This window comes from Bradyrhizobium sp. 6(2017), from assembly GCF_011058295.2.
Lineage (GTDB): Bacteria > Pseudomonadota > Alphaproteobacteria > Rhizobiales > Xanthobacteraceae > Bradyrhizobium > Bradyrhizobium septentrionale.
Window position 1 is genome coordinate 5557581 of sequence record NZ_CP049289.2, and the last position, 20436, is coordinate 5578016.

Here is a 20436-nt window from a genome sequence, read left to right on the forward strand (position 1 = left end):
TCACGAGTCATACATATCCGCCATGGCCATACGCACCCGCAAATTGCTCGGAACCATCGCCCTGCTCATTCTGGTGGTGGTGTGGTCGCTGCTTGGCATGACGATCGCCCAGACCCCGTGGCTCGCCAATTCGGGGCTGCTGCAGGCGATCTTCTACGTCGTCGCGGGGCTTGGCTGGGTGCTGCCGGCGATGCCGATCGTCTCCTGGATGTCGCGGCCCGACCGCGCCTAGATCGCGCTCTGGTCGCGGGCATGCCGCGTCGGCTGCACCGGCGGAAACATCATGCCCGACAGCAGCACCCGCATGATCCGCAGCGAGCGCACGCGGCCGTCCCAAGCGATCCGCGGCAGCGCATGGAGGTTGGTGCGGCCCTGCGCCTCGACGACACCTGATATGGTCGACGCCGCGCTGGCAAAGCCGGCCTCCTCGGCCATCACCACATGCGGACGGCGGAACGCGTCGCGGTCCCCGAACGGATACGCGAAATGCGGGACCGGCCGCCGCAGCGCGCTCTCGGCCACCGCCTTTCCCATCGCCATCTCGCGCTGCGCATCGGCATCCCGGAGATTCGACAGAACGGAATAGTTCACCGTGGCGCTGCCGAACGTCACGTTCGGATCGGCCGCAAGCTTCGCCATATCCTGCCAGTCGAGCGAGGCGCTGCGTGACAATTGCGCCGCGTCGGCCGCATAGCGCCGGCCGAGATCATTCACCGCATACGACAAATCCGACGGCGGCAGCTTGCGCAGCCAGCCGGACAGAAAGTCGAACAGCTCATACTTGTCGGACAGCGTCGAGACCCCGAAGCGCCGTTCCCTGCCGTCGATGACAAGGCTGATGCGGCTTTCGCGCGCGATGATGTCCTCGAGCGCCAACCACCACGCGACGCCCACGCCATCGGGAAAAGCGGTCGGCAGATAGAGCGTGAAGGGCACGCCGTGCCGGGCGAGCACGGGATAGGCATGCGTGACGATGTCCTTGCTGGCGCCGTCGAAAGTCAGGCAGGCAAAGCGCCGGCGCTCCGGCAAGGTCACCGCGCGCCGGCAGGCCTCCTCGATCCCGACGATGTCGTAGCGCCAACGCTTCAGCGCACGGATCGTGCGATCGAGGAAGACCGGCGTGATCTCCTGCGACCTCAGTGGTTGGAACCGGGCCCGGCGCGCGGGGCGGACGCGCGCGAAGCGCAGGATCACTCCTGCGCCGCCGGCCTCGCGCTCGCGCAGGCGGAAGGCGCCGCTGAAATACGCGAGCTCCATCCGGGCCCGTCGCAAAATCCCGTTATCCGGCGCCAAGATCCCCGCCTCTGTCCGGCGGTACCCACGCCCCGCCAAGAACCCCGCTGAGGCATTGTTATTACTCTTTGTTGACATTTCCCTGCGAAGGTCGGCCCCAGCCGAGAACTGTAAATTAATACCTTAAAAAATTTTGGGTTCCGAGATGACCATGGCGGCGGCAATTCAAGGCCAGACTGCAGGGACGCAAACATGGCCGAACGCAATCCGCGTCGCCGGCGTCGATATCTTTCATGATCTCACGGCGGCCGAGGCGACCTGGCGCAGTCTCGAGACATCGCAACACTCCTACACGCCCTATCAGCGCTTCGATTTCCTCGCCAACTGGCAGCGTCAGGTCGGCGAGCGCGAAGGCCTGCGGCCCTTCATCGTCGTCGCCCATGACAGCGAACGCCGGCCGCTGCTGCTGTTGCCGCTCGCCATCGAGCAGCGCCTGGGCGCGAATTGCGCGAGCTTCATGGGCGGCAAGCACGCGACCTTCAACATGGCGCTGTGCGAGAAGGATTTCGCCGCCAACGCGACCGAGGCCGACGTCACGGCCCTGATCGGCTCGATCGCCGAACGGTCCCGCGCCGATGCGCTGGTGCTGTGCCAGCAGCCGCTACGCTGGCAGGAACTGCCGAATCCGCTGGCGCTGCTGCCGCATCAACCCTCGGTCAACGACTGCCCGCTGCTGGTGATCGAGCCCGGCGCCGCACCCGCGACACTGATCAGCAACTCGTTCCGTCGCCGCCTCAAGGGCAAGGAGCGCAAGCTGCAGCCATTGCCCGGCTACCGCTATCACGTCGCGGCCGACAGCGCCGACGTCTGCCGCCTGCTCGACTGGTTCTTCCGCGTCAAGCCGCAGCGCATGGCCGAGCAGAAGCTGCCGAACGTGTTCGCCGAGCCGGGTATCGAGCAGTTCATCCGCACCGCCTGCCTGGCGCCGCGCGGCGACGGCAAGGGTTATGCGATCGACATCCACGCGCTGGAATGCGACGAGGAAGTGATCGCGATCTTCGCCGGCGTGTCCGACGGCCATCGCTTCTCGATGATGTTCAACACCTACACGATGTCGGCCAATGCCAAGTTCAGCCCCGGTCTGATCCTGATGCGCGACATCATCGATCGCCATGCCGGCCAGGACTACCGCGCCTTCGATCTCGGCATCGGCTCGGACGAGTACAAGCGGCTGTTCTGCAAGGACGACGAAGCGATCGTCGACAGCTTCATTCCGCTCAGCCTGCGCGGCAAGCCGGCGGCCAGCGCATTGTCGGCCATCAACCGCGCCAAGCGCGCGGTGAAGCACAATCCGGCGCTGTTTGAGATCGCCCAGAACCTGCGCAGCATGTTCCGCTGAGGACGGCTGCGGCCGACGTCAGGCGGACGACGCCTGCCGGCCGCTCTCGACGCCAAGCCGCATCATCGCATCGAACACCAGCATCGCGGCCGGTGACAGCGCGCGCCTGCGCAGCTTGATCAGCCCGTAGCTCTCCAGCATCAGCTGGTCGCGGATGCGCAGCATCTTGAAGCGCTGCGGATCGAGCAAATCGAAGATCAGCAACGGCAACGGCACGATCGCATCGATCCCTGCAGCAATTCCGATCGATGCCGAGAAGGATTCCGTGTTGATCATGCGCTGCGGCGGCGCAATGCCCCGGCTATTGAACAGCCGCTCGAGCGCCTGACGCATGAAGGATTCCCGGGGCTGGGAGATCCATTGCAGGTCGACCGTATCTTCCAGATTGACGCTGTCGAGCGCGGCCAGCGGATGCTCGGCGCGAACCAGCAGGCCGGCCTGTTCGGCGCCGATCTCGTGATAGTCGAACTGCCCGGAATCGACGCCCGCGGGAATGCGCGCAACGACGAAATCCAACTCTAGCGCGAGAAGCCGCGCAACCAGCGGCGGGCTGGTGCTGACATCGAGCGAAATGTTCACCCGGTGCAATTTCTCGCCGAGATACTGCATGACGTCGACGACGAGGTCGATGCTGGGCTTGGCGACCGTTCCGACCGAGACCGTACCGAGCTCGCCCGACCTGTAACCGGCAAACTCATCGGTGACCCGGTCAAGGTCGGCCAGCACGCTCCGGCCGCCGCGGATCAGGATCGAGCCGTAGGCCGTGGGCTCGACGCCGCGCGCGGTCCGCTCGAACAAGGGAACCCGCGCCACCGCCTCGATCTCGGCCAGCATCTTGGATGCCGCCGACTGGGTGATGTTGAGGCGCTCGGCGGCCAGCTGCAGCTTGCGCTCGCTGTCGAGCGCCACCAGCAGGCGCAACTGGCGCAATTTCAGATTATTGATCACCGCTCGCCACCATCCTGCCCGGCCAGAGCCTTGTCCGTTCCGATCAAATCGGGACGGACAGGGCTCTAGATCCTATTTTGACGCGTTTTCCTGACGCGAACCGGTGTCCATCCCGGATCAAGTCCGGGACAGCCTTTCGCTGGAAAACGCTCCAGAGTTCCCGCGTTCATACCGCGGTGCATCATGACAGTTTCGCCGTGGCTCCATTCCCAAATGCCATTAGTCACGCGGCGGTCGATTACACAACAATGAATGCAATACTTGCAAGAAGACTTACAAGAGCAAGGCGACGGACCGCTGCGGCCGCACAAGGTGCCGCCCGGACAGCGCGGCCACCGTGCGCCGTATCGAAAAACCAGAAGGGATGGGAACGATGACCGACGATGTCGAGAAGCGCGCGATCGGGAAAATGATGCGGCGGCTGATTCCGTTCCTCATCCTGTGTTACTTCGTGGCCTACCTCGATCGCGTCAATGTCGGCTTCGCCAAGCTGCACATGAACACCGCGCTCGGGCTGAGCGAGGCCGCCTACGGGCTCGGCGCGGGACTGTTCTTCATCGGCTACTTCTTCTTCGAGGTACCCTCGAACATCCTTCTGGAGCGGTTCGGCGCGCGGCGCTGGATCGCCCGCATCATGATCAGCTGGGGCATCGTCTCGGCGGCATTCGCCTTCATCCCACAGATGTCCGCGGCGAGCGGCCTGTCGAGCGAGTGGATCTTCTACTTCCTGCGCCTGCTGCTCGGCGCCTGCGAGGCCGGCTTCTTCCCCGGCATCATCTTCTATCTGACGCTCTGGTTCCCGACGGTCTATCGGGCGCGCGTCATCAGCCTGTTCATGCTGGCGATCCCGATCTCGAGCATCATCGGCGCACCGATCTCGGGTCTGCTGCTCAATGTGTCGGGTGCCGGTCTGGGCGGGTGGCAGTGGCTGTTCATCCTGGAAGCGCTGCCGTCGGTGCTGGTCGGCTTCGCCGTTCTGGTCATGCTGCCCGACTTCCCGCGCCAGGCGACTTGGCTGCAGCCCGACGAGATCAAGTGGGTCCAGAACACGCTCGAGATGGAACGGCAGAAGAAGGAGGCGGTGGAGCACATCTCGGTGCTGCAGTCGCTCACCGATTCGCGGGTGCTGGCCTGCGCGCTGGTGTATTTCTGCCTCAACGCCGCAAGCTACGGCGTCGCGTTCTTCCTGCCGACTATCATCAAGGCGTTCGGCGTCACCGACACCCAAACCGGCCTGATCGCCGCCCTGCCCTTCGTGTTCGGCGCGATCGGCATGGTGCTGCTCGGCCGCCATTCCGACAAGACCGGCGAGCGGCGATACCATGTCGCCGGCGCATTGACGCTCGCCGCCGTCGGCATCGGCCTCGCCGGACTGGTCTCTAGTCCGGTGCTGATCATCGGCCTGCTCTGCATCGCGCAGATCGGCGTTTCGTCGGTGCCGCCGATGTTCTGGCCGATGCCGGCCAGCATCCTGAATGGCGCCTCGGCGGCGGCGGGCATTGCCGCGATCAACTCGCTCGGCAATCTCTCAGGCTTCGCCGGCCCGTTCGCCATGGGCTATCTGAAGGACCTGACCGGCGGGTTTACCGCAGGCCTGCTGCTGCTCGCGGTCGTCGGACTGATCGGCGCGCTGGTGACGATCCGGCTGCGGATCGATCCGGTGCTCGAACGTTCGATGCGCGAGCCGATGATGGCACACTGACGGTGGCGGTCAGGCCGCCACCACCCGCGGGCCAGCAACGACCGCTTCCGACGGCGCGCAGGGCTTGCTCAGCATCGTCACTTCGGAGAAGCCGACGGCCTTGAGCTGAGCGACCATGGACCGGCGCGCATCCTGCGCCATGGCGGCGTCGGGCACGACGACCGCCTGCGCTTTCGCGGTCAGCAGTTCGGCCGGCAGGTCGACGGCCGTGCCGGCGTCGAGCAGCACGTGGTCATAGACCCGCAGCAGCGCGTCGATCGCAAGCCCCAGCCGCGGCGACTGCAGATGGCTGCGATCGAAGCCCGGACGTCCGGCGCTGACGATCTGAACCCGCGACTGCCGGTCCTTGGTGATTATCTGCGCAAACGTCGCCTCGCCCTGCATCAGTTCGGCAAGGCCGGGTGCTGTGGGGTCGACGGTCGCCGCCGTCAGCACCGGCGAGGATGCGACCAGATCGACCACCACGACCTTGGCCTGACGCGCCATCAGACGCGCCAGCGTCAGCGCGGTCATCGTGACGCTCTCGCCGGCGGCCGGGCCGAGCACCGTGACCTTGTGGGCGGCGGGACCGGCCGCGACAAGGCGTTCGGCCAGTTCGTCGATCTCGTCGACGATCTCTGCGGGCGCAGGCTGCGGCGCGCTGAGGGCAGGTTCGTAAGCGGCCGTGGGTGCCAGAGGCAGTTCAGGCTCCTGTGGCAGCTGGGGTGCGAGCGGCGATTCGAACTCGGGTTCAGCCGGCAGCGTCAGTGCCGGCTCGTCCGCGGTCACGGTCTCCATGATCGGCTCGCGGCGCCTGATTACCGCGGCTGCCGGCGCGAAGGCACGGCCAACCGCACCGGGCGCCGAGATGCGCAGCAGCTCGCCGGTGATGATGATGCCTGATGACAGCAACAGCGTCGCCAGCGTCGCGATCAGCACGATCGGCAGCTTCTTCGGATAGGCCGGCGTGTTCGAGACCGTGGCGCGCGAGATGATGCGGCCGTCGGTCGGCGCGGCCTCGATATTCTCGCGTGAGGTCGCCTCGCGATATTTGGCGAGATAGGCTTCCAGCAGGTCACGCTGCGCCTTGGCTTCACGTTCCAGCCCGCGCAGCTGCACGTCCTGGCTGTTGCTCGACGACGCCTGCTTCTTCGACTGGTCCAGGCCCGCCTGCTGCGCCTGGACGCGGGCATCGGCGACGCGGGCATCGTTGTCCAGCGAGCGCGATATCTTGCCGGCCTCCTCGCGTAATTGCCGGTCGAGGTCGGCGATCTGCGCCTTCAATTCCTTGATGCGCGGATGGTTGTCGAGCAGCGTCGACGACTGCTCGGCGAGTTGTGCGCGCAGCGTGCCGCGCTGTTCGGCCAGCCGGCGGATCAGCTCGGAATTGAGCACTTCCGAAGCCTCGATCGGCTTGCCGCCCTGCAGCATCTCGCGAATCAACCGCGCCTTGGTCTCGGCATCGGCCTTCAGCGCGCGGGCATTGTTGAGCTGCGTGTTCAATTCACCCATCTGCTGGTTCGACAGCGGGATGTTGTTGGTGCCGACGAACAGGCTCGACTTGGAGCGGAATTCCTCGACCCGCGAATCCGCTTCCGCGACCTTGCTGCGCAGCTTGTCGATCTCGCCAAGCAGCCAGGTGCTGGCGGACTTGGCCTGGTCCTGCCGCGCTGCCTGCTGCAGCACGAGATAGCCGTCCGCGATCGAGTTGGCGACGCGCGCCGCAAGCTCGGGATCCTCCGACTGGAATTCGATCACCATGACGCGCGACTTGTCGACCGCGTAGGCCTGGAAGCGCTCGTAATAGGAATCGAGCACCCGCTCTTCCGGCGTCAGGCTGAACGGGTCACGGCCGATGCCGAACAGCGCCAGCAGCGATTTCAGCGGGGAAAAGCCCCGCAGCACCGGATCGAACTCCGGACGCTCGGCGAGCTTGTTCTTCTTGATGATGTCGCGCGCGAGATCGCGCGACAGCAGCAGCTGCACCTGGCTCGTCACGGCCTCGGCGTCGAGCGAGCTGCGCTCCAGGTCGCGCTCGCCGTTCGGGCGCAGGAAGGCGTTCTCGCGATTGTCGATCAGGATTCGCGCTTCCGACTTGTAGCGCGGAGTCACGATATTGACGGCGGCAAGCGACAGCGCGAACGCGAGGATGGTTGGCACGATGATCCAGCCGCGCTTGCGCGCCAGCGCGCGGCCGAGCACATGCAGATCGAGATCGGCGGCCTCGGACGGAGCCGCCGGCTTGTCGGGAGCAGGTTTCGGCGGGGCCGGCTTGACGCCGACCTCGTCGGCAACGGGCGCGGACTTCGGCAACGCCCGTTGCACGACGGCCTTTTCCTTGCCTCTACGCCAGAATGCAAAACGCATAACGAACTCCCGCGGACGCCGCGATTCCACCTCAATGGCCGCGATTACAGTCCATTAAGGTTGCTGCTGGGTTAATCGGCGCGGTTGACGGATATGGCCGCCGCCACCACACCGTCATTCTTTGTTAACCATGCGTGCCGTTAATCGGGGGCCGGTATTTTCTCGGGATTCCTGACATGCGCGATTTGCGCGCTCCCCTTGTTTGTCTGATTGCTGCGCTCGCGCTGTCGGGCTGCATGGGCCGGACGTCGCCGGTCGCCGGCGACCCCGGCCTCGATTCGATGGCCTATGCCCAGCCGCCCTTCGCTACTCCCGTGGCCTATGCCGAGCCCGCGCCGCCGCAAGGCGGCTATAATCTCGGCCCCGGCGACAAGCTCCGCGTCGTGGTCTATGGCCAGGAAGGCCTGACCAACTCCTATGCGATCGGCGCGGCTGGCGCGATCACCATGCCGCTGATCGGTTCGGTGCCGGCGCGCGGCCGGACGCCTGCGGGGCTCGCCGCCGAGATCACCGCGCGGCTGCGCAACGGCTTCATCCGCGAGCCTTCGGTGGCGGTCGAGATCGAGTCCTATCGGCCGTTCTTCATCCTCGGTGAAGTCGCAGCCCCCGGCCAATATCCCTATGTGCCCAACATGACGGTGGAGAGCGCGGTCGCGATCGCCGGCGGCTTCTCGCCGCGCGCCAGGCGCGACCAGGTCACCCTCACCCACACCGATGCATCGGGCGCGGGCCGTTTCGTCGTGCCGCTGGGCACGCCGCTCGGCCCCGGTGACACCGTGTTCGTCGGCGAACGCTGGTTCTGATCGATGGCACAGAATCAGGAACAGCCGCTGCGCATCCTGCATGTCGTCCGCGCCCCGGTCGGCGGCATCATTCGTCACATCCTCGATGTCGCCAACGGCCAGATCGAACGCGGCCATCATGTCGGCATCGTCGCCGACAGTCTGACCGGCGGCGCGCGTGCCGACGCGGTGCTGGCCGAGATCGAGCCACGCCTCAAGCTCGGCGTCCACCGGGTGGCGATACGCCGCGAACCGCGCTTCGCCGATTTCATGGTCTGGGCGCACATCGCCGGCCTGATCCGCAAGCTGAAGCCCGATGTCGTGCACGGCCATGGCGCCAAGGCCGGCGCCTATGTCCGGCTGCGGCGGCGGTCGGACAAGGTGATCCGGGTCTACACGCCGCATGGCGGCTCACTGCATTACCCGCTCGACACCTGGAAAGGCCGCTTCTACAGCCAGCTCGAGCGCACACTGATGAACAGCACCGACCTGTTCCTGTTCGAGAGCGCGTTCGCCCGCGACACCTATCAGCGGACCGTAGGCAAGCCGGCGGGCCTCGTGCGCTGCGTCTTCAACGGCGTCACATCAGAGGAATTCGAGCCGGTGCCCAGGGCCGACGACGCCACCGATGTGGCCTATGTCGGCGAGTTCCGGCGCATCAAGGGCGCCGATCTCCTGATCGACGCGGTGGCGAAGCTGCGCGCCGACGGCAAGCCGGTGACGCTGACGCTCGGCGGCGACGGCGAGGAGTTCGAGCGGCTCAAGGAGCAGGTGAAGCGGCTGTCGCTTGGCGATGCCGTCCGCTTCATCGGCCACGTCAAGGCGCGCTTCGGTTTCTCCAAGGGCAGCCTGCTGGTGGTTCCCTCACGCGGCGATTCGATGCCTTACGTGGTGATCGAGGCGAGCGCGGCCGGTGTTCCGATGATCGCCGCCAATGTCGGCGGCATCCCGGAGATCTTCGACACCCTCAGCGACGCCCTGTTCACGCCCAGCAATGCCGCCGCGATGGCCGACGCCATCAAGGCCGCTCTCGACAATCCCACGGCGACCGCGGCGCGCGCGCAAAAACTGCGTGAGCGGATATCCGAACATTTCTCGCAGAGCGCGATGGTCGAGGGCGTGCTGGCCGGCTACCGCGACGCATTTGCCAAACGTTAACCACTTCTTGCACACGTAACCGTTTCTTCCGATTTGTCCCCTTAAGTCACGTCCAGGGGAATTTCGCTGCGGCGCGCGGATGCCCATCTGCATGCGCAGGAATGGACGTGGACTCGTGGAACCGTTTAACGCACGCTCGATGCTGGATGCCGCTGCGTCTGCAACGGCTGCCAAGCCGCAGGTCGAACGCCGCCGGCGCCTGTCGCCGGCCGCACTCGCCGTTACCAATCAAAAAGTTCGCGGCGCCTATTCGCCGGTGGTGATCGCGGGCGTAGTCCGCGTCGCCGATTTCGTGCTGCTCAGCCTGGTCGGCGTCGGGCTCTATTTCGCCTATGTCCGCCCGCTCGCCGGCGGCATCCATTGGGGATACATCGCCTCGATCCTCGGCATGTCAGCCGCGGCCGTGGTCTGCTTCCAGGCCGCCGACATCTACCAGGTGCAGATCTTCCGCGGCCAGCTCCGCCAGATGACGCGGATGATCTCGTCATGGGCCTTCGTGTTCCTGCTGTTCATCGGCGTCTCCTTCCTGGCCAAGCTCGGCGGCGAGGTATCGCGCGTCTGGCTGTCGTCGTTCTTCTGCGTCGGCCTCGTGGTGCTGATCGCCGAGCGGGTGCTGCTGCGATCGATGGTGCGCGCCTGGGCGCATGACGGGCGGCTCGACCGCCGCACCATCATTGTCGGCGCCGACCAGAACGGCGAGCACCTGATCGAGGCGCTGAACGCCGACGATGATTCCGACATCCACGTGCTTGGCGTGTTCGACGACCGCAATGACTCCCGTGCCATGGATACCTGCGCCGGCTCACCGAAGCTCGGCAAGGTCGACGACATCGTCGAGTTCGCCCGCCGCACCCGCGTCGACCTCGTGCTGTTCGCGCTGCCGATCTCGGCGGAGACCCGCATCCTGGAGATGCTGAAGAAGCTCTGGGTGCTGCCGGTCGACATCCGGCTGTCGGCCCATACCAACAAGCTGCGCTTCCGCCCCCGCTCCTACTCCTATGTCGGCAACGTGCCGACGCTCGACGTCTTCGAGGCGCCGATCACCGACTGGGATCTGGTGCTGAAATGGCTGTTCGACCGCGTGGTCGGCGGCCTCGCTTTGCTCGCCGCGCTGCCGGTGCTGGGACTGGTGGCGCTCGCGGTGAAGCTCGACAGCCCCGGCCCGGTGCTGTTCCGCCAGAAGCGCTTCGGCTTCAACAATGAGCGGATCGACGTCTACAAATTCCGTTCGCTCTACCACCACCAGGCCGATCCGACCGCCTCCAAGGTCGTGACCAAGAACGATCCGCGCGTCACCCGGGTCGGCCGCTTCATCCGCAAGAGCTCGCTCGACGAATTGCCGCAGCTGTTCAACGTGGTGCTGAAGGGCAACCTCTCCCTGGTCGGTCCGCGCCCGCACGCCGTGCAGAGCAAGCTGCAGAACCAGCTGTTCGACGAGGCCGTCGACGGTTACTTCGCGCGCCACCGCGTCAAGCCCGGCATCACCGGCTGGGCGCAGATCAACGGCTGGCGCGGCGAGGTCGACACCGACGAGAAGATCCAGAAGCGCGTCGAGTACGATCTCTATTACATCGAGAACTGGTCGGTGCTGTTCGACCTCTACATCCTGCTCAAGACGCCGCTCTCGTTGCTGACCAAGAACGAGAACGCGTACTGAGATCGAGACTAACTGCCGTCATTGCGAGCGTAGCGAAGCAATCTATATCGCAGCTCGGGGATAGGTGGATTGCTTCGTCGCTGACGCTCCTCGCAATGACGAGCGCTTGTTTGTGTATCTGTTGCGTTGCGTGAGTATCCGATGGCCTATGCGGCGACAGCCGGGACGTCCCATTCGCTGACCACGGCGCCAGCGGGCGTGCTGGCGCTACAGCGAGCGCTGGTGTGGCTGGCCGGTGCATCCGGTGCCATCGTATTCATCGAGCCGAGCCCGTATGAACTCGTCACGCTGACCGCCTGCGTGGTGTTCTTCGCCACGGGCCTGCGCATGCGGCTCGTGTTCATGCCGCTGCTGTTCACACTGATCGTGCTCAATGTCGGCTACAGCATCGGCGCGGTGCCGTTCCTCGACAAGCCGGAGGTGGTGAACTGGGTCCTCACCTCCTGGTACATGGCCGTCACCGTCATCTTCTTCGCGATGGTGATGTCGGAGGACACCGAAGCCCGCCTCGACATGTTGCGCCGGGGATTGATCGTCGGCGCGATGATCGCCTCGCTCGCCGGCATCGCCGGCTATTTCCGTCTGGTGCCCGGCGGCTACGATCTGCTGACGCTGTACGACCGCGCCCGCGGCACCTTCAAGGATCCGAACGTGCTCGGCGCGTTCCTGATCCTGCCGGCGCTGTTCACGCTGCAGAGCGTCGTCTCCGACCGCTTCGGCAAGGCGTTCCGCAACGCCATCGCCTTCGGCATCATCTCGCTGGCGATCCTGCTGTCGTTCTCCCGCGCCGCCTGGGGCGGCCTCGTCATCACCGCGGCCTTCATGCTGGCGATGATGGTGTTCACCAGCCGCACGCAGGCACAGCGCTCGCGCATCATCGTGATGACCCTGATCGCCGCGGTCCTGGCGGTGGCGCTGATCGCGGTGCTGCTCTCGATCGGCTCGGTCGCCGACATGTTCAAGCAGCGCGCGAGCTTCGACCAGAGCTATGACGAAGGCCGCTTCGGCCGGTTCGGCCGTCACATCCTCGGCGCCCAGATGGCGCTCGAGCTGCCGTTCGGCATCGGGCCGCTGCAATTCCACACCTACTTCCCCGAGGACACCCACAATTCCTATCTCAACGCCTTCATGTCGGGCGGCTGGATCTCGGGCATCTGCTATCCGGCGCTGGTGTTCGTCAGCGCGTTCATCGGCTTCCGCTACATCTACATGCGGGTGCCGTGGCAGCGGGACTATCTCGCCATCTTCGCCGGGTTTCTCGGCTTCGTCGGCGAGAGCTTCATCATCGATACCGACCACTGGCGGCACTTCTGGATGATGCTGGGCACGATGTGGGGCATGTACGCGGCGGCCGAGCGCTACCGCGCGACGGCGGCGCAGGTCACCGGCAAGACTTCGGCAGCATCTTGAGATTGGCGCGCTGCTCCGGCGGCGTATCGATCACGACTTTCAGTGCGCCGGTTGCCCCCAATACGCCCTTGTAACCATCATTGGTGAAGCGCAGCAGCAGGCGCAATTCGTCCTCGCTATAGCCGCTGAAGACCTTCTGCATTGCCTGCTGCAGCGGCACGTAATACTGCCCGATCTTCTCGACCGCCTCAGGCACGACCGAGATGAACACCTTGCGCCGATCGCTCTCGTCACGCTCGCGGCGCACATAGCCGGCCTTCTCCAGCCGGTCGACCACGCCGGTGATCGCTCCCGTGGTCAGCCCGGTGACCTCGGCAAGGCGACCCGCCGTCACGCGTCCTTCCAGGAGGACGATGTCGATGCATTCGAGGTCGGAACCGGAAATTCCCGCCACGTTGGCAACGGTTTGACCGTACAGCACGCCCTGCGCCGACGACCGTCGCAGCGCCTCTTCCAGCTCCTGCAGCAAGGCGCCGCGCGATTTCGCGCTTGACAAGGCTCACCTCATACCTTAGTCGATAAATATCTTAGCAGCTAAGATGATTAGCTGCTAACCCTTCCTAGCCGACACGGATGCATGGAGCAAGACACGATGACCCGACGTCCCCGCAAGGCACTCATCATCGGCGCCGGCATCGCAGGCCCGGTGACCGCGATGTTCCTGACCCGCGCCGGCATCGAGGCCGAGCTCTATGAAGCATGGCCCTACTCCACCGGGATCGGCGGCGGGCTGCAGATCGCACCGAACGGAATGCATGTGCTGGCGGAGCTCGGCCTCGCCGACGAATTGATCCGCAACGGCTCGATCGCCGAGTCCTTCGACTTCTATTCGCAGGGCGGCAAGAAGCTCGGCTCGCTCAACCAGAACATGCAGCAGCGGTTCGGCCAGCCCGCGGTGAACATGTGTCGCGCGACCCTGAACGAGACCTTGATCGACAAGGCCTGGGCCTCGAACGTCTCGGTGTTCTTCGAGAAGCGGCTGGTCAAGATCGAGGATCGCGGCGACCAGCGCGTGATCGCCTATTTCGCCGACGGCACCACCGCCGAGGGCGATTTCGTAATCGGCGCCGACGGCGTGCATTCGGCGGTGCGGCGTCACGTGATCCCCGACGGGCCGACGCCGTTCGACACCGGGCTGATCGGCTTCGGCGGCTTCGTGCCGCGCGCCATGATCGAGCGCCTGCCGATCGGCCAGAAGGTGGCGAGCACGTTCGGGCAAAGCGGCTTCTTCGGCTACGGGCTGTGCAGCCCCGATCCGGACACCGGAGCGATGTGGTGGAGCACGCAGCCGTCGCATGGCATGACCGCGGCGGCCTACCGGCTGCAAAACCAGGATGCCATCAGGCAGCATCTGCGCGATTTCCACGCCGGCTGGCACGCACCGATCCCCGAGATCATCGAGGCTGCGGAGAATATCGCGGTGACCGACACGCTCGACGTCGCAACGCTGCCGACCTGGTCGCGCAAGCGCACGCTGTTGATCGGCGACGCCGCGCACGCCACCAGCCCGCATGCCGGCCAGGGTGCGTCGCTCGCGCTGGAAGATGCGCTGCGGCTCGCAGTGCTGATGCGCGACGGCCAGGAGCTCGGCCTGACCTTCCAGGCCTTCGAGCACGAACGGCGCCCGCGCGCCGAGAAGATCGTGGCGATCGCCCGCCGCAACGGCAACAACAAGCGTGAGTTCAGCCCGACCGGCGCCTGGCTGCGCGATCACATGCTGAAGCTGATCCTGCCGGTGTCGTCCAAAGGCATGGATTTTATGTACGCGTACAATCCACGCGCGGCTTAGCTCGCAACTGTCATGCCCCGCGAAAGCGGGGCATCCAGTACGCCGCGGCTTATCCGTTCGAGTACCATCGTCTCTGGAATACCTGGATCGCCCGGTCGAGCCGGGCGATGACACTGAACAAGGCTACGCGAACTACTTCTCGACCTCAAACGTCAGCCCGGCGCGATCGACCAGGCGCTTGATGAGCTTGTGCTGCATCGCGGCTCCCGGGGTCCAGAAGCCGGGGGCGACATCAGGCGTATCGCGCAACAGGCAGATCGCGCATTCCGAGATCATCTTCGAGGTCGAGCCGTAGCCGGGATCGCGATCGCCCTTGATGCCGGCGCGGACCGTGCGGCCGTCGGGCGCGACCGCGAGATAGAGCAGATCGTAACGGCCGTTCTCGCGCTCTTCCTTTGACGGTCCCTCGCCCGGCTTCGGCGCGCTCGGCCCGGTCTTCTCCGAATTCAGCGCCATCACCTTCTTGGCGTTCGCCTCGCCCTTTTCGCCCGGACCGGTCAGGACCATCTCGTCGTAGATGAAGTCCTGGCCGTAGGGAAAGCCCATCAGCATGTTGGAGCGGTGGACGTTGCGCGTGTTGATCAGCGCCATCATGAACGGCGCGGTCCATGAGTGCAGATCGTCCTCATAGGCAGGCTTGCTGCCGCGCGGCTGCTTCGGGCCTTCGAAGCCCGGCGTCAGCGCGAAGGGATTGTTGAGGATCGCGACCAAACTGAGGTCCTTGGCGACCGCATCGAAGGTCGCCTTGGCGCTCGCGGCGGTGCCGCCGGACAGCGTGCCGCGCATGTCGCGCACCCGGCCCTTGACGCGCTGTGCGGCCGCGCCGAACACGCGCCTTGCCTCGTCCTGGACAAAGAAGGTGCCGAGCTCGAACGGCACCGAATCGAAGCCGCAGGAGAACACGATGCGCGCGCCGCTGGCCTTTGCCGCGGCGTCGTATTTGTCGATCATCTGCCGCATCCAGACCGGCTCGCCGCACAGATCGAAATAGTCGGTACCGCTTTCCACGCAGGCCGCGATCAGCTCATTGCCGTAGAGCTGATACGGACCGACCGTCGAAATCACCGATTTGGTTTGCGCCAGCATCGCCTTCAACGACGCGGCGTCGCTGGCATCGGCCACGATAAGCGGCGTGTCGGCAGGCGCGCCGATCGCGTCGCGAACCGAAGCGAGCTTGTCCTTGCTGCGCCCGGCCATCGCCCATTTCAGGCTGCCGTCGCGATAATGCGCGGCGAGATATTCGGCGACCAGCTGGCCGGTGAAGCCGGTTGCGCCATAGACGACGATGTCGAGTTTCGAGGACATGGATCTGGCTCCCTGCGATTGGGCGCCCTTTTGTCATTGCGGGCGCGACGACGCAATCGACTACTTCTTGCCGCTATTTCTTGGCGTAGGACACACCCATGCCGGCGCGCACGTCGGCCTGGATGCCATAGGGCGCGATCGGGTAGCGCAGGCCGTTCTTGGCGAGTTGCTTCATGCCGGCGATCGCCTTGACCAGATAGGCCGGCGGCAGCGCCATCAGCATCTCCTCGTCGGGCACGCCGCCATAACGGCGCTCGGCGAAGCACGGCAGCGACAGGCTCGGCTCGCCGGTCTTCAGCGCCCGGCCCCACGAATCCGCGCAAGCGGTTTCGCCGACCACGCCCCATTCGAACTTCTTGTAGCCGGTGTACTGCAACCCGTTGATCAGGATGATCATCTGCCCGGGCGTCGCATAGACGAGGCAGATGTCGGGCGGATTGAGCCGGCCGCTGGTCAGCGGGCTCACCGCCATCGCCTGGTACTGGCCGTAAGGCACCACGTCGAGCGCCTCCTGGCGCTTGCGCGCGTCTTCGGCGGTGCCGTGCCAGACGCCGACATAGCTTTCGCCGGCAAGCCACTTCTCGTCCTGTGGCGCGAGCCCGATCACCGCGCGGCATTGCGCGCCAACGAGATCGTCGCCGGTGATGCCGACCGTCCAGCCGAGCCGCGAGGCCATGCTGACGATCTGGTCGGTGGTGTGGACCGCCGACGGACGCCGGATCTTCGGGATAGCCTCCATCTCCTCGACGCGCGCGAACATCTTGATGCCGATGACCGTGGTCTTCAGCCGCAGCAGGTTGTTGAGATCGGCGACGATTGCCCCGAGGTCGAACTGTTCCGGCGGTGCCTGCTGTTGCATGGCGAAAACTCCCGTGATCGGCGGCTTGGCGTTGCCTGTTGTGGCCATGTTAGCCGGATTGACTGATGGACGACAGGCCTAACGCGCCGCCGGTCCCGGCAGCCAATCATCGCTCTTGCCCGCCAGATGATAGGCCACGAGCCCGATCCACTCCCGCGTGGCGACGTCGGTGCGCGACAGGCCGTCGATCGCAAACGTTGCGAAGCTCATGACATTGCCGGCGCGCCAGTCGACCGGATAGGCCTCGACGCTGAATCCCGCCTTGCGGAACAGGCCGACCGAACGCGGCATGTGATAGGCTGATGTCACGAGCAGCCAGCGCTCGCCAGGCTTCGGATCGACCAGCGCTTTGGAGAACTCGGCGTTCTCCACCGTGTTGCGCGAGCGGCGCTCGATGATCAATCGCGATCTGGGAATGCCGAGGCTCTCGAACAGTTCGGCGGCATAGTCGGCTTCGCGCGCATCGTTCGAGATCAAATTCGCGCTGCCGCCGGTGAACACGAGGCGCGCATTCGGGTATCTGCGCGCGAGCGCTGCCGCCGCGATGACGCGATCGGCTGCGCTACGCACCACCGGCGTGCCATGCGCAACCGACAGATCGGCATCGATCGATCCGCCAAGCACAATGATGCCGTCGGGCGCACCGCGCGAGGCGTCCCATGGCGGGAAGCGCTGCTCCAGCGTGGCGATCAGGACATTGCCGAGCGGCGAGAAGCCGCAGATTGCGAGCAGCAGCAGCGCGCCCACCATCAGCCTGCGGCCGAGACGCGCAAACCGCGTCAGCAGCAGCACGGCGCCGATCACGCCGATACCTATCAGGAAATTGATCGGCAGCAGCATGATGCCGAGCGTCTTGGAGAGCACAAAAAACAAGGGAAGCCTCTGCGAAGTTCTGCTACAGCGTCATACGCTGCCGGGAACGCAATAAAAAGAAGTCACATGACCCATCATCATCTGAAGTCCAGTCCCGAAACCTGCCATTGGGGCTTCTTTGAAGCCAAGCTGAAACCGGTCCTGACGATCGCGAGCGGCGACGAGGTCACGATCGAAACCGTCAGCGGCGGCCCCGACGTGGTGCCCGACCGCGGCAAGTTTGTCGTGCCGCCGGAGCTCGACGACATCCATGCGAAGAATGAGCGGATGGTGCCCGGGCACATTCTGACCGGCCCGATCGCGGTTGCCGGCGCCGAGCCCGGCGATGTGCTCGAGGTCGATATTCTCGACGTCCAGCTGCGCCAGGACTGGGGTTACAATCTGATCAAGCCGCTGTCCGGCACCCTGCCCGACGATTTCCACGAGACGCGCATCCTCAACATCCCGCTCGATCGCGCGCGCATGGTCGGCCGCATGCCCTGGGGGCTCGATCTGCCGCTGAAGCCGTTCTTCGGGGTGATGGGCGTCTCGCCGCCGCCGGCCTGGGGCCGCATCTCCTCGCTGATACCGCGCGCGATGGGCGGCAATCTCGATAACAAGGAGCTCGGCGCCGGCGCCAAGCTCTATCTGCCGGTGTTCGTGCCCGGCGCACTGTTCTCCTGCGGTGACGGCCATGGCGTGCAGGGCGACGGCGAGGTCTGCGTCACCGCGATCGAGACCGCGCTCACCGGCCGCTTCCGCCTGACCCTGCGCAAGGATCTCAAGCTCGCCTACCCGCGCGCCGAGACCGCTGACCATTACATGACCATGGCGATGGATCCCGACCTCGACCAGTGCGTGGTGCGGGCGCTGCGCGACATGATCGTGCTGCTCGGCGAGAAGCGCAATCTGTCCCGCGAGGACGCCTATACGCTGTGCAGCCTGGCCGCCGACCTGCGGGTGACGCAGACGGTCAACGGCTCCAAGGGCATTCACTGCATGATCGCCAAATCGGTGGTCCACGGCTGACAGGCGGTCGATAGGCCGCACTTGTTCCGCGAGCGCGGCTCGATACAATCCCCGTCCCAACGAACAAGAATGGACGGGGACGGACATGCTAAAGGACAGGCTTTCGCCGGCCGACGAGGCTCTGCGCGACAAGGAGATGCAGGAGGCGCTCGCCGCCTGCCCGCGCATCCTGGACCTCATTGCCCGCGGCCCGCAGGGCGCGCCGGACGCCGAAGCCGCGATCTATCTGCGTTCGCCGCTCGATCCCAATCCGGTCGTGATCTCGAACGATCAGCTGATGGGCTGCGTGAAAGCGGCTGAAAACTACTTCCGCGGCCGTGGCATCGGCAAGGACGACGCGGTTGCGATCCTGCTGCCGGCCTGCCCGGCGACGATGGTCGCAATCTTTGGCGCCGCTGCCTGCGCGATCGCCGAACCGCTCAACCTGCTGTTCACGCGCGAGGCGATCGTCGCGCAGCTCAATGCCGTCAAGGCCAAGCTGTTGCTGGCGCCGCCGCCGGGCACGCCGGGCGGGCTCTATGAGAAGATCGAGGGCCTGCAGCGCGAGGTGCCGTCGTTGCAGCGCGTCGTGATCGTGCCGCTCGACGGCCGCATCGCCTTCGACGGCGAGGTTTTACAGCCTGATCCAGCCTGGCGCGACGACTACGGCAAGTCGAAGGATATTGGCGAGGCTGACCGCGTTGCTGTGATGCTGCCCACCGGCGGCACCACCGGGCATCCCAAGGTGGCGCGGCTCACCAACCGTGCGATGGTCGCCTCCGTGGTCTCCTCGCGCATGGCGCTCGACTTCCATCGCGGCGAACGCGCGATGATTACGATGCCGCTGTTCCATGTCGGCGGCCTGTTCTGCACCTCGGCCAATGCACTTGCGGCCGGGACGACCATGTTCATTCCCGGACCCGCCGGCGCGCGTGATCCGGCACTGGTCAGGAATTTCTGGAGCATCGTCGAGACCTACCGTGTCAATATCGCCGGCGGCGTGCCGACAACGCTCGGCGCGATCGCCGACATCCCGGTCAGCGACAGCGATATATCGAGCCTGCGCGTCACCGCCGTCGGCGCCTCGATCCTACCGCTGGAGATCGAGCGGCGCTATCTCGAGGCCTGGGGCGGTCTCTGCATCCAGCAGCTCTACGGCATGACCGAACTCGCCGGCGCCATCACGCATGACGTCCACGGCGTGAAGCCGCGCGCCGAAAGCGTCGGCACCCGCAATCCGCTGGTCGAGCTTGCGATCCTCGACGGCGGCAAGCTGCACACCGGGCCGTGGCCGTCACCGGTCGGCGAGCTCCTGACCAGGGGCCCGCAGGTGTTTGCCGGTTACGTCGACAAGAAGCAGACCGAAGAGGCGTTCCGCGACGGCTGGCTGCGCACCGGCGACATCTGCCGGATCGATGCCGACGGCTTCGTCTACATCCTGGGCCGCGCCAAGGACGTCATCATCCGCGGCGGCCACAACATCGACCCGCGCGCGATCGAGGATGCAGCGCTGGCTTTCCCGGGCGTGGCGCTGGCGGCCGCGGTCGGACGTCCCGACAGCTATGCCGGCGAAGTGCCGATGCTGTTCGTCTCGGCGCAGCCCGGCGTCCATATCGATCCGCTGGCGCTGGCTGCCTTCGTGCAGGACAACATCCCGGAGCCGCCGGCGCGCCCGCGCGCAGTGTCGGTGATTGCGGAAATGCCGGTCACGCCGGTCGGCAAGATCTTCAAGCCGAAGCTGCGCGAGATCGCCGCCGGCGAGGCGGCGCGCGAGCTGCTGGCGCAGGAAGGGTTGTCTGGCGAGGTCAGTGTCGACGCCATCACCGATCCATCCCGCGGGCTGTACCTGAGCGTGAACGCGCCACCTGACAAGGCCGAAACGGCGGAGCGGCTTCTGAAGAAGTTCCCGGTCAAGGTCGAGATGCGATCCTAACGCCTTCATTTACCTGAATATTCTGCCCCGAACATCACGCCGGAGTTGCCTCCTG

17 protein-coding genes are annotated in these 20436 nt (G+C 65.6%); 10 read left to right on the top strand and 7 right to left on the bottom strand.

The features are described from left to right. Positions 1-22: 22 nt before the first annotated feature. Positions 23-232, top strand: coding sequence for a DUF2842 domain-containing protein (locus tag G6P99_RS26070; RefSeq protein ID WP_029082837.1), 210 nt, complete (start codon positions 23-25; stop codon positions 230-232). On the opposite strand, the gene G6P99_RS26075 is transcribed toward G6P99_RS26070, so the two are convergent. After that, positions 229-1257, bottom strand: coding sequence for a polysaccharide deacetylase family protein (locus G6P99_RS26075; RefSeq protein WP_035977448.1), 1029 nt, complete (start codon positions 1255-1257; stop codon positions 229-231). The two genes, G6P99_RS26070 and G6P99_RS26075, sit on opposite strands and share 4 nt — an antisense overlap. Before the next feature lie 181 nt (positions 1258-1438). On the opposite strand from G6P99_RS26075, the gene G6P99_RS26080 reads away from it, so the two are divergent. Continuing rightward, positions 1439-2632, top strand: a complete 1194-nt coding sequence (locus tag G6P99_RS26080; protein ID WP_029082835.1) for a GNAT family N-acetyltransferase — start codon at positions 1439-1441, stop codon at positions 2630-2632. Positions 2633-2650: 18 nt separating this feature from the next. On the opposite strand, the gene G6P99_RS26085 is transcribed toward G6P99_RS26080, so the two are convergent. Beyond that, positions 2651-3580: a LysR family transcriptional regulator gene (locus tag G6P99_RS26085; protein ID WP_029082834.1), complete on the bottom strand. Its 930-nt coding sequence runs from the start codon at positions 3578-3580 to the stop codon at positions 2651-2653. A gap of 364 nt (positions 3581-3944) precedes the next feature. Between G6P99_RS26085 and G6P99_RS26090 the strand changes: the two genes are divergently transcribed. After that, positions 3945-5282 (top strand): MFS transporter, encoded by a 1338-nt coding sequence (locus G6P99_RS26090; protein WP_029082833.1) that lies wholly within the window; start codon positions 3945-3947, stop codon positions 5280-5282. A gap of 9 nt (positions 5283-5291) precedes the next feature. Here the strand turns inward: G6P99_RS26090 and G6P99_RS26095 are convergent, their stop codons facing one another. Next, the gene (locus G6P99_RS26095) at positions 5292-7628 is read right to left on the bottom strand and encodes a GumC family protein (RefSeq protein ID WP_029082832.1); all 2337 of its coding nucleotides are present in this window, start codon (positions 7626-7628) and stop codon (positions 5292-5294) included. Between the two features lie 176 nt (positions 7629-7804). Between G6P99_RS26095 and G6P99_RS26100 the strand changes: the two genes are divergently transcribed. From G6P99_RS26100 to G6P99_RS26115, 4 genes are all read left to right on the top strand, one after another. After that, complete coding sequence (locus G6P99_RS26100) at positions 7805-8431, top strand: polysaccharide biosynthesis/export family protein (protein WP_051346504.1); 627 nt, start codon at positions 7805-7807, stop codon at positions 8429-8431. 3 nt (positions 8432-8434) lie between these two features. Further along, positions 8435-9568: a glycosyltransferase family 4 protein gene (locus tag G6P99_RS26105; RefSeq protein WP_029082830.1), complete on the top strand. Its 1134-nt coding sequence runs from the start codon at positions 8435-8437 to the stop codon at positions 9566-9568. A 115-nt stretch (positions 9569-9683) separates the two neighbouring features. Next, complete coding sequence (locus G6P99_RS26110) at positions 9684-11225, top strand: undecaprenyl-phosphate glucose phosphotransferase (RefSeq protein WP_029082829.1); 1542 nt, start codon at positions 9684-9686, stop codon at positions 11223-11225. A gap of 141 nt (positions 11226-11366) precedes the next feature. Beyond that, on the top strand, positions 11367-12635 hold the full coding sequence (locus G6P99_RS26115) for an O-antigen ligase family protein (protein WP_035977446.1): 1269 nt from the start codon (positions 11367-11369) through the stop codon (positions 12633-12635). On the opposite strand, the gene G6P99_RS26120 is transcribed toward G6P99_RS26115, so the two are convergent. Continuing rightward, positions 12607-13131, bottom strand: coding sequence for a MarR family winged helix-turn-helix transcriptional regulator (locus G6P99_RS26120; RefSeq protein ID WP_029082827.1), 525 nt, complete (start codon positions 13129-13131; stop codon positions 12607-12609). The genes G6P99_RS26115 and G6P99_RS26120 overlap by 29 nt on opposite strands. Before the next feature lie 96 nt (positions 13132-13227). Between G6P99_RS26120 and G6P99_RS26125 the strand changes: the two genes are divergently transcribed. Beyond that, entirely contained in the window at positions 13228-14424 is a 1197-nt protein-coding gene (locus G6P99_RS26125) for an FAD-dependent oxidoreductase (RefSeq protein ID WP_029082826.1), read from the top strand. A 132-nt stretch (positions 14425-14556) separates the two neighbouring features. Here G6P99_RS26125 and G6P99_RS26130 read toward each other — a convergent pair whose 3' ends face one another. From G6P99_RS26130 to G6P99_RS26140, 3 genes are all read right to left on the bottom strand, one after another. Further along, the gene (locus G6P99_RS26130; RefSeq protein WP_029082825.1) at positions 14557-15729 is read right to left on the bottom strand and encodes a saccharopine dehydrogenase family protein; all 1173 of its coding nucleotides are present in this window, start codon (positions 15727-15729) and stop codon (positions 14557-14559) included. A 73-nt stretch (positions 15730-15802) separates the two neighbouring features. After that, on the bottom strand, positions 15803-16588 hold the full coding sequence (locus G6P99_RS26135; protein WP_165123857.1) for a DUF169 domain-containing protein: 786 nt from the start codon (positions 16586-16588) through the stop codon (positions 15803-15805). Between the two features lie 78 nt (positions 16589-16666). Then, positions 16667-17461, bottom strand: coding sequence for a YdcF family protein (locus G6P99_RS26140; RefSeq protein WP_029082823.1), 795 nt, complete (start codon positions 17459-17461; stop codon positions 16667-16669). Between the two features lie 66 nt (positions 17462-17527). Between G6P99_RS26140 and G6P99_RS26145 the strand changes: the two genes are divergently transcribed. Then, positions 17528-18469 (top strand): acetamidase/formamidase family protein, encoded by a 942-nt coding sequence (locus G6P99_RS26145; RefSeq protein ID WP_029082822.1) that lies wholly within the window; start codon positions 17528-17530, stop codon positions 18467-18469. An 85-nt stretch (positions 18470-18554) separates the two neighbouring features. Beyond that, positions 18555-20381: an AMP-binding protein gene (locus G6P99_RS26150; protein ID WP_029082821.1), complete on the top strand. Its 1827-nt coding sequence runs from the start codon at positions 18555-18557 to the stop codon at positions 20379-20381. The last annotated feature ends 55 nt before the right edge of the window (positions 20382-20436 follow it).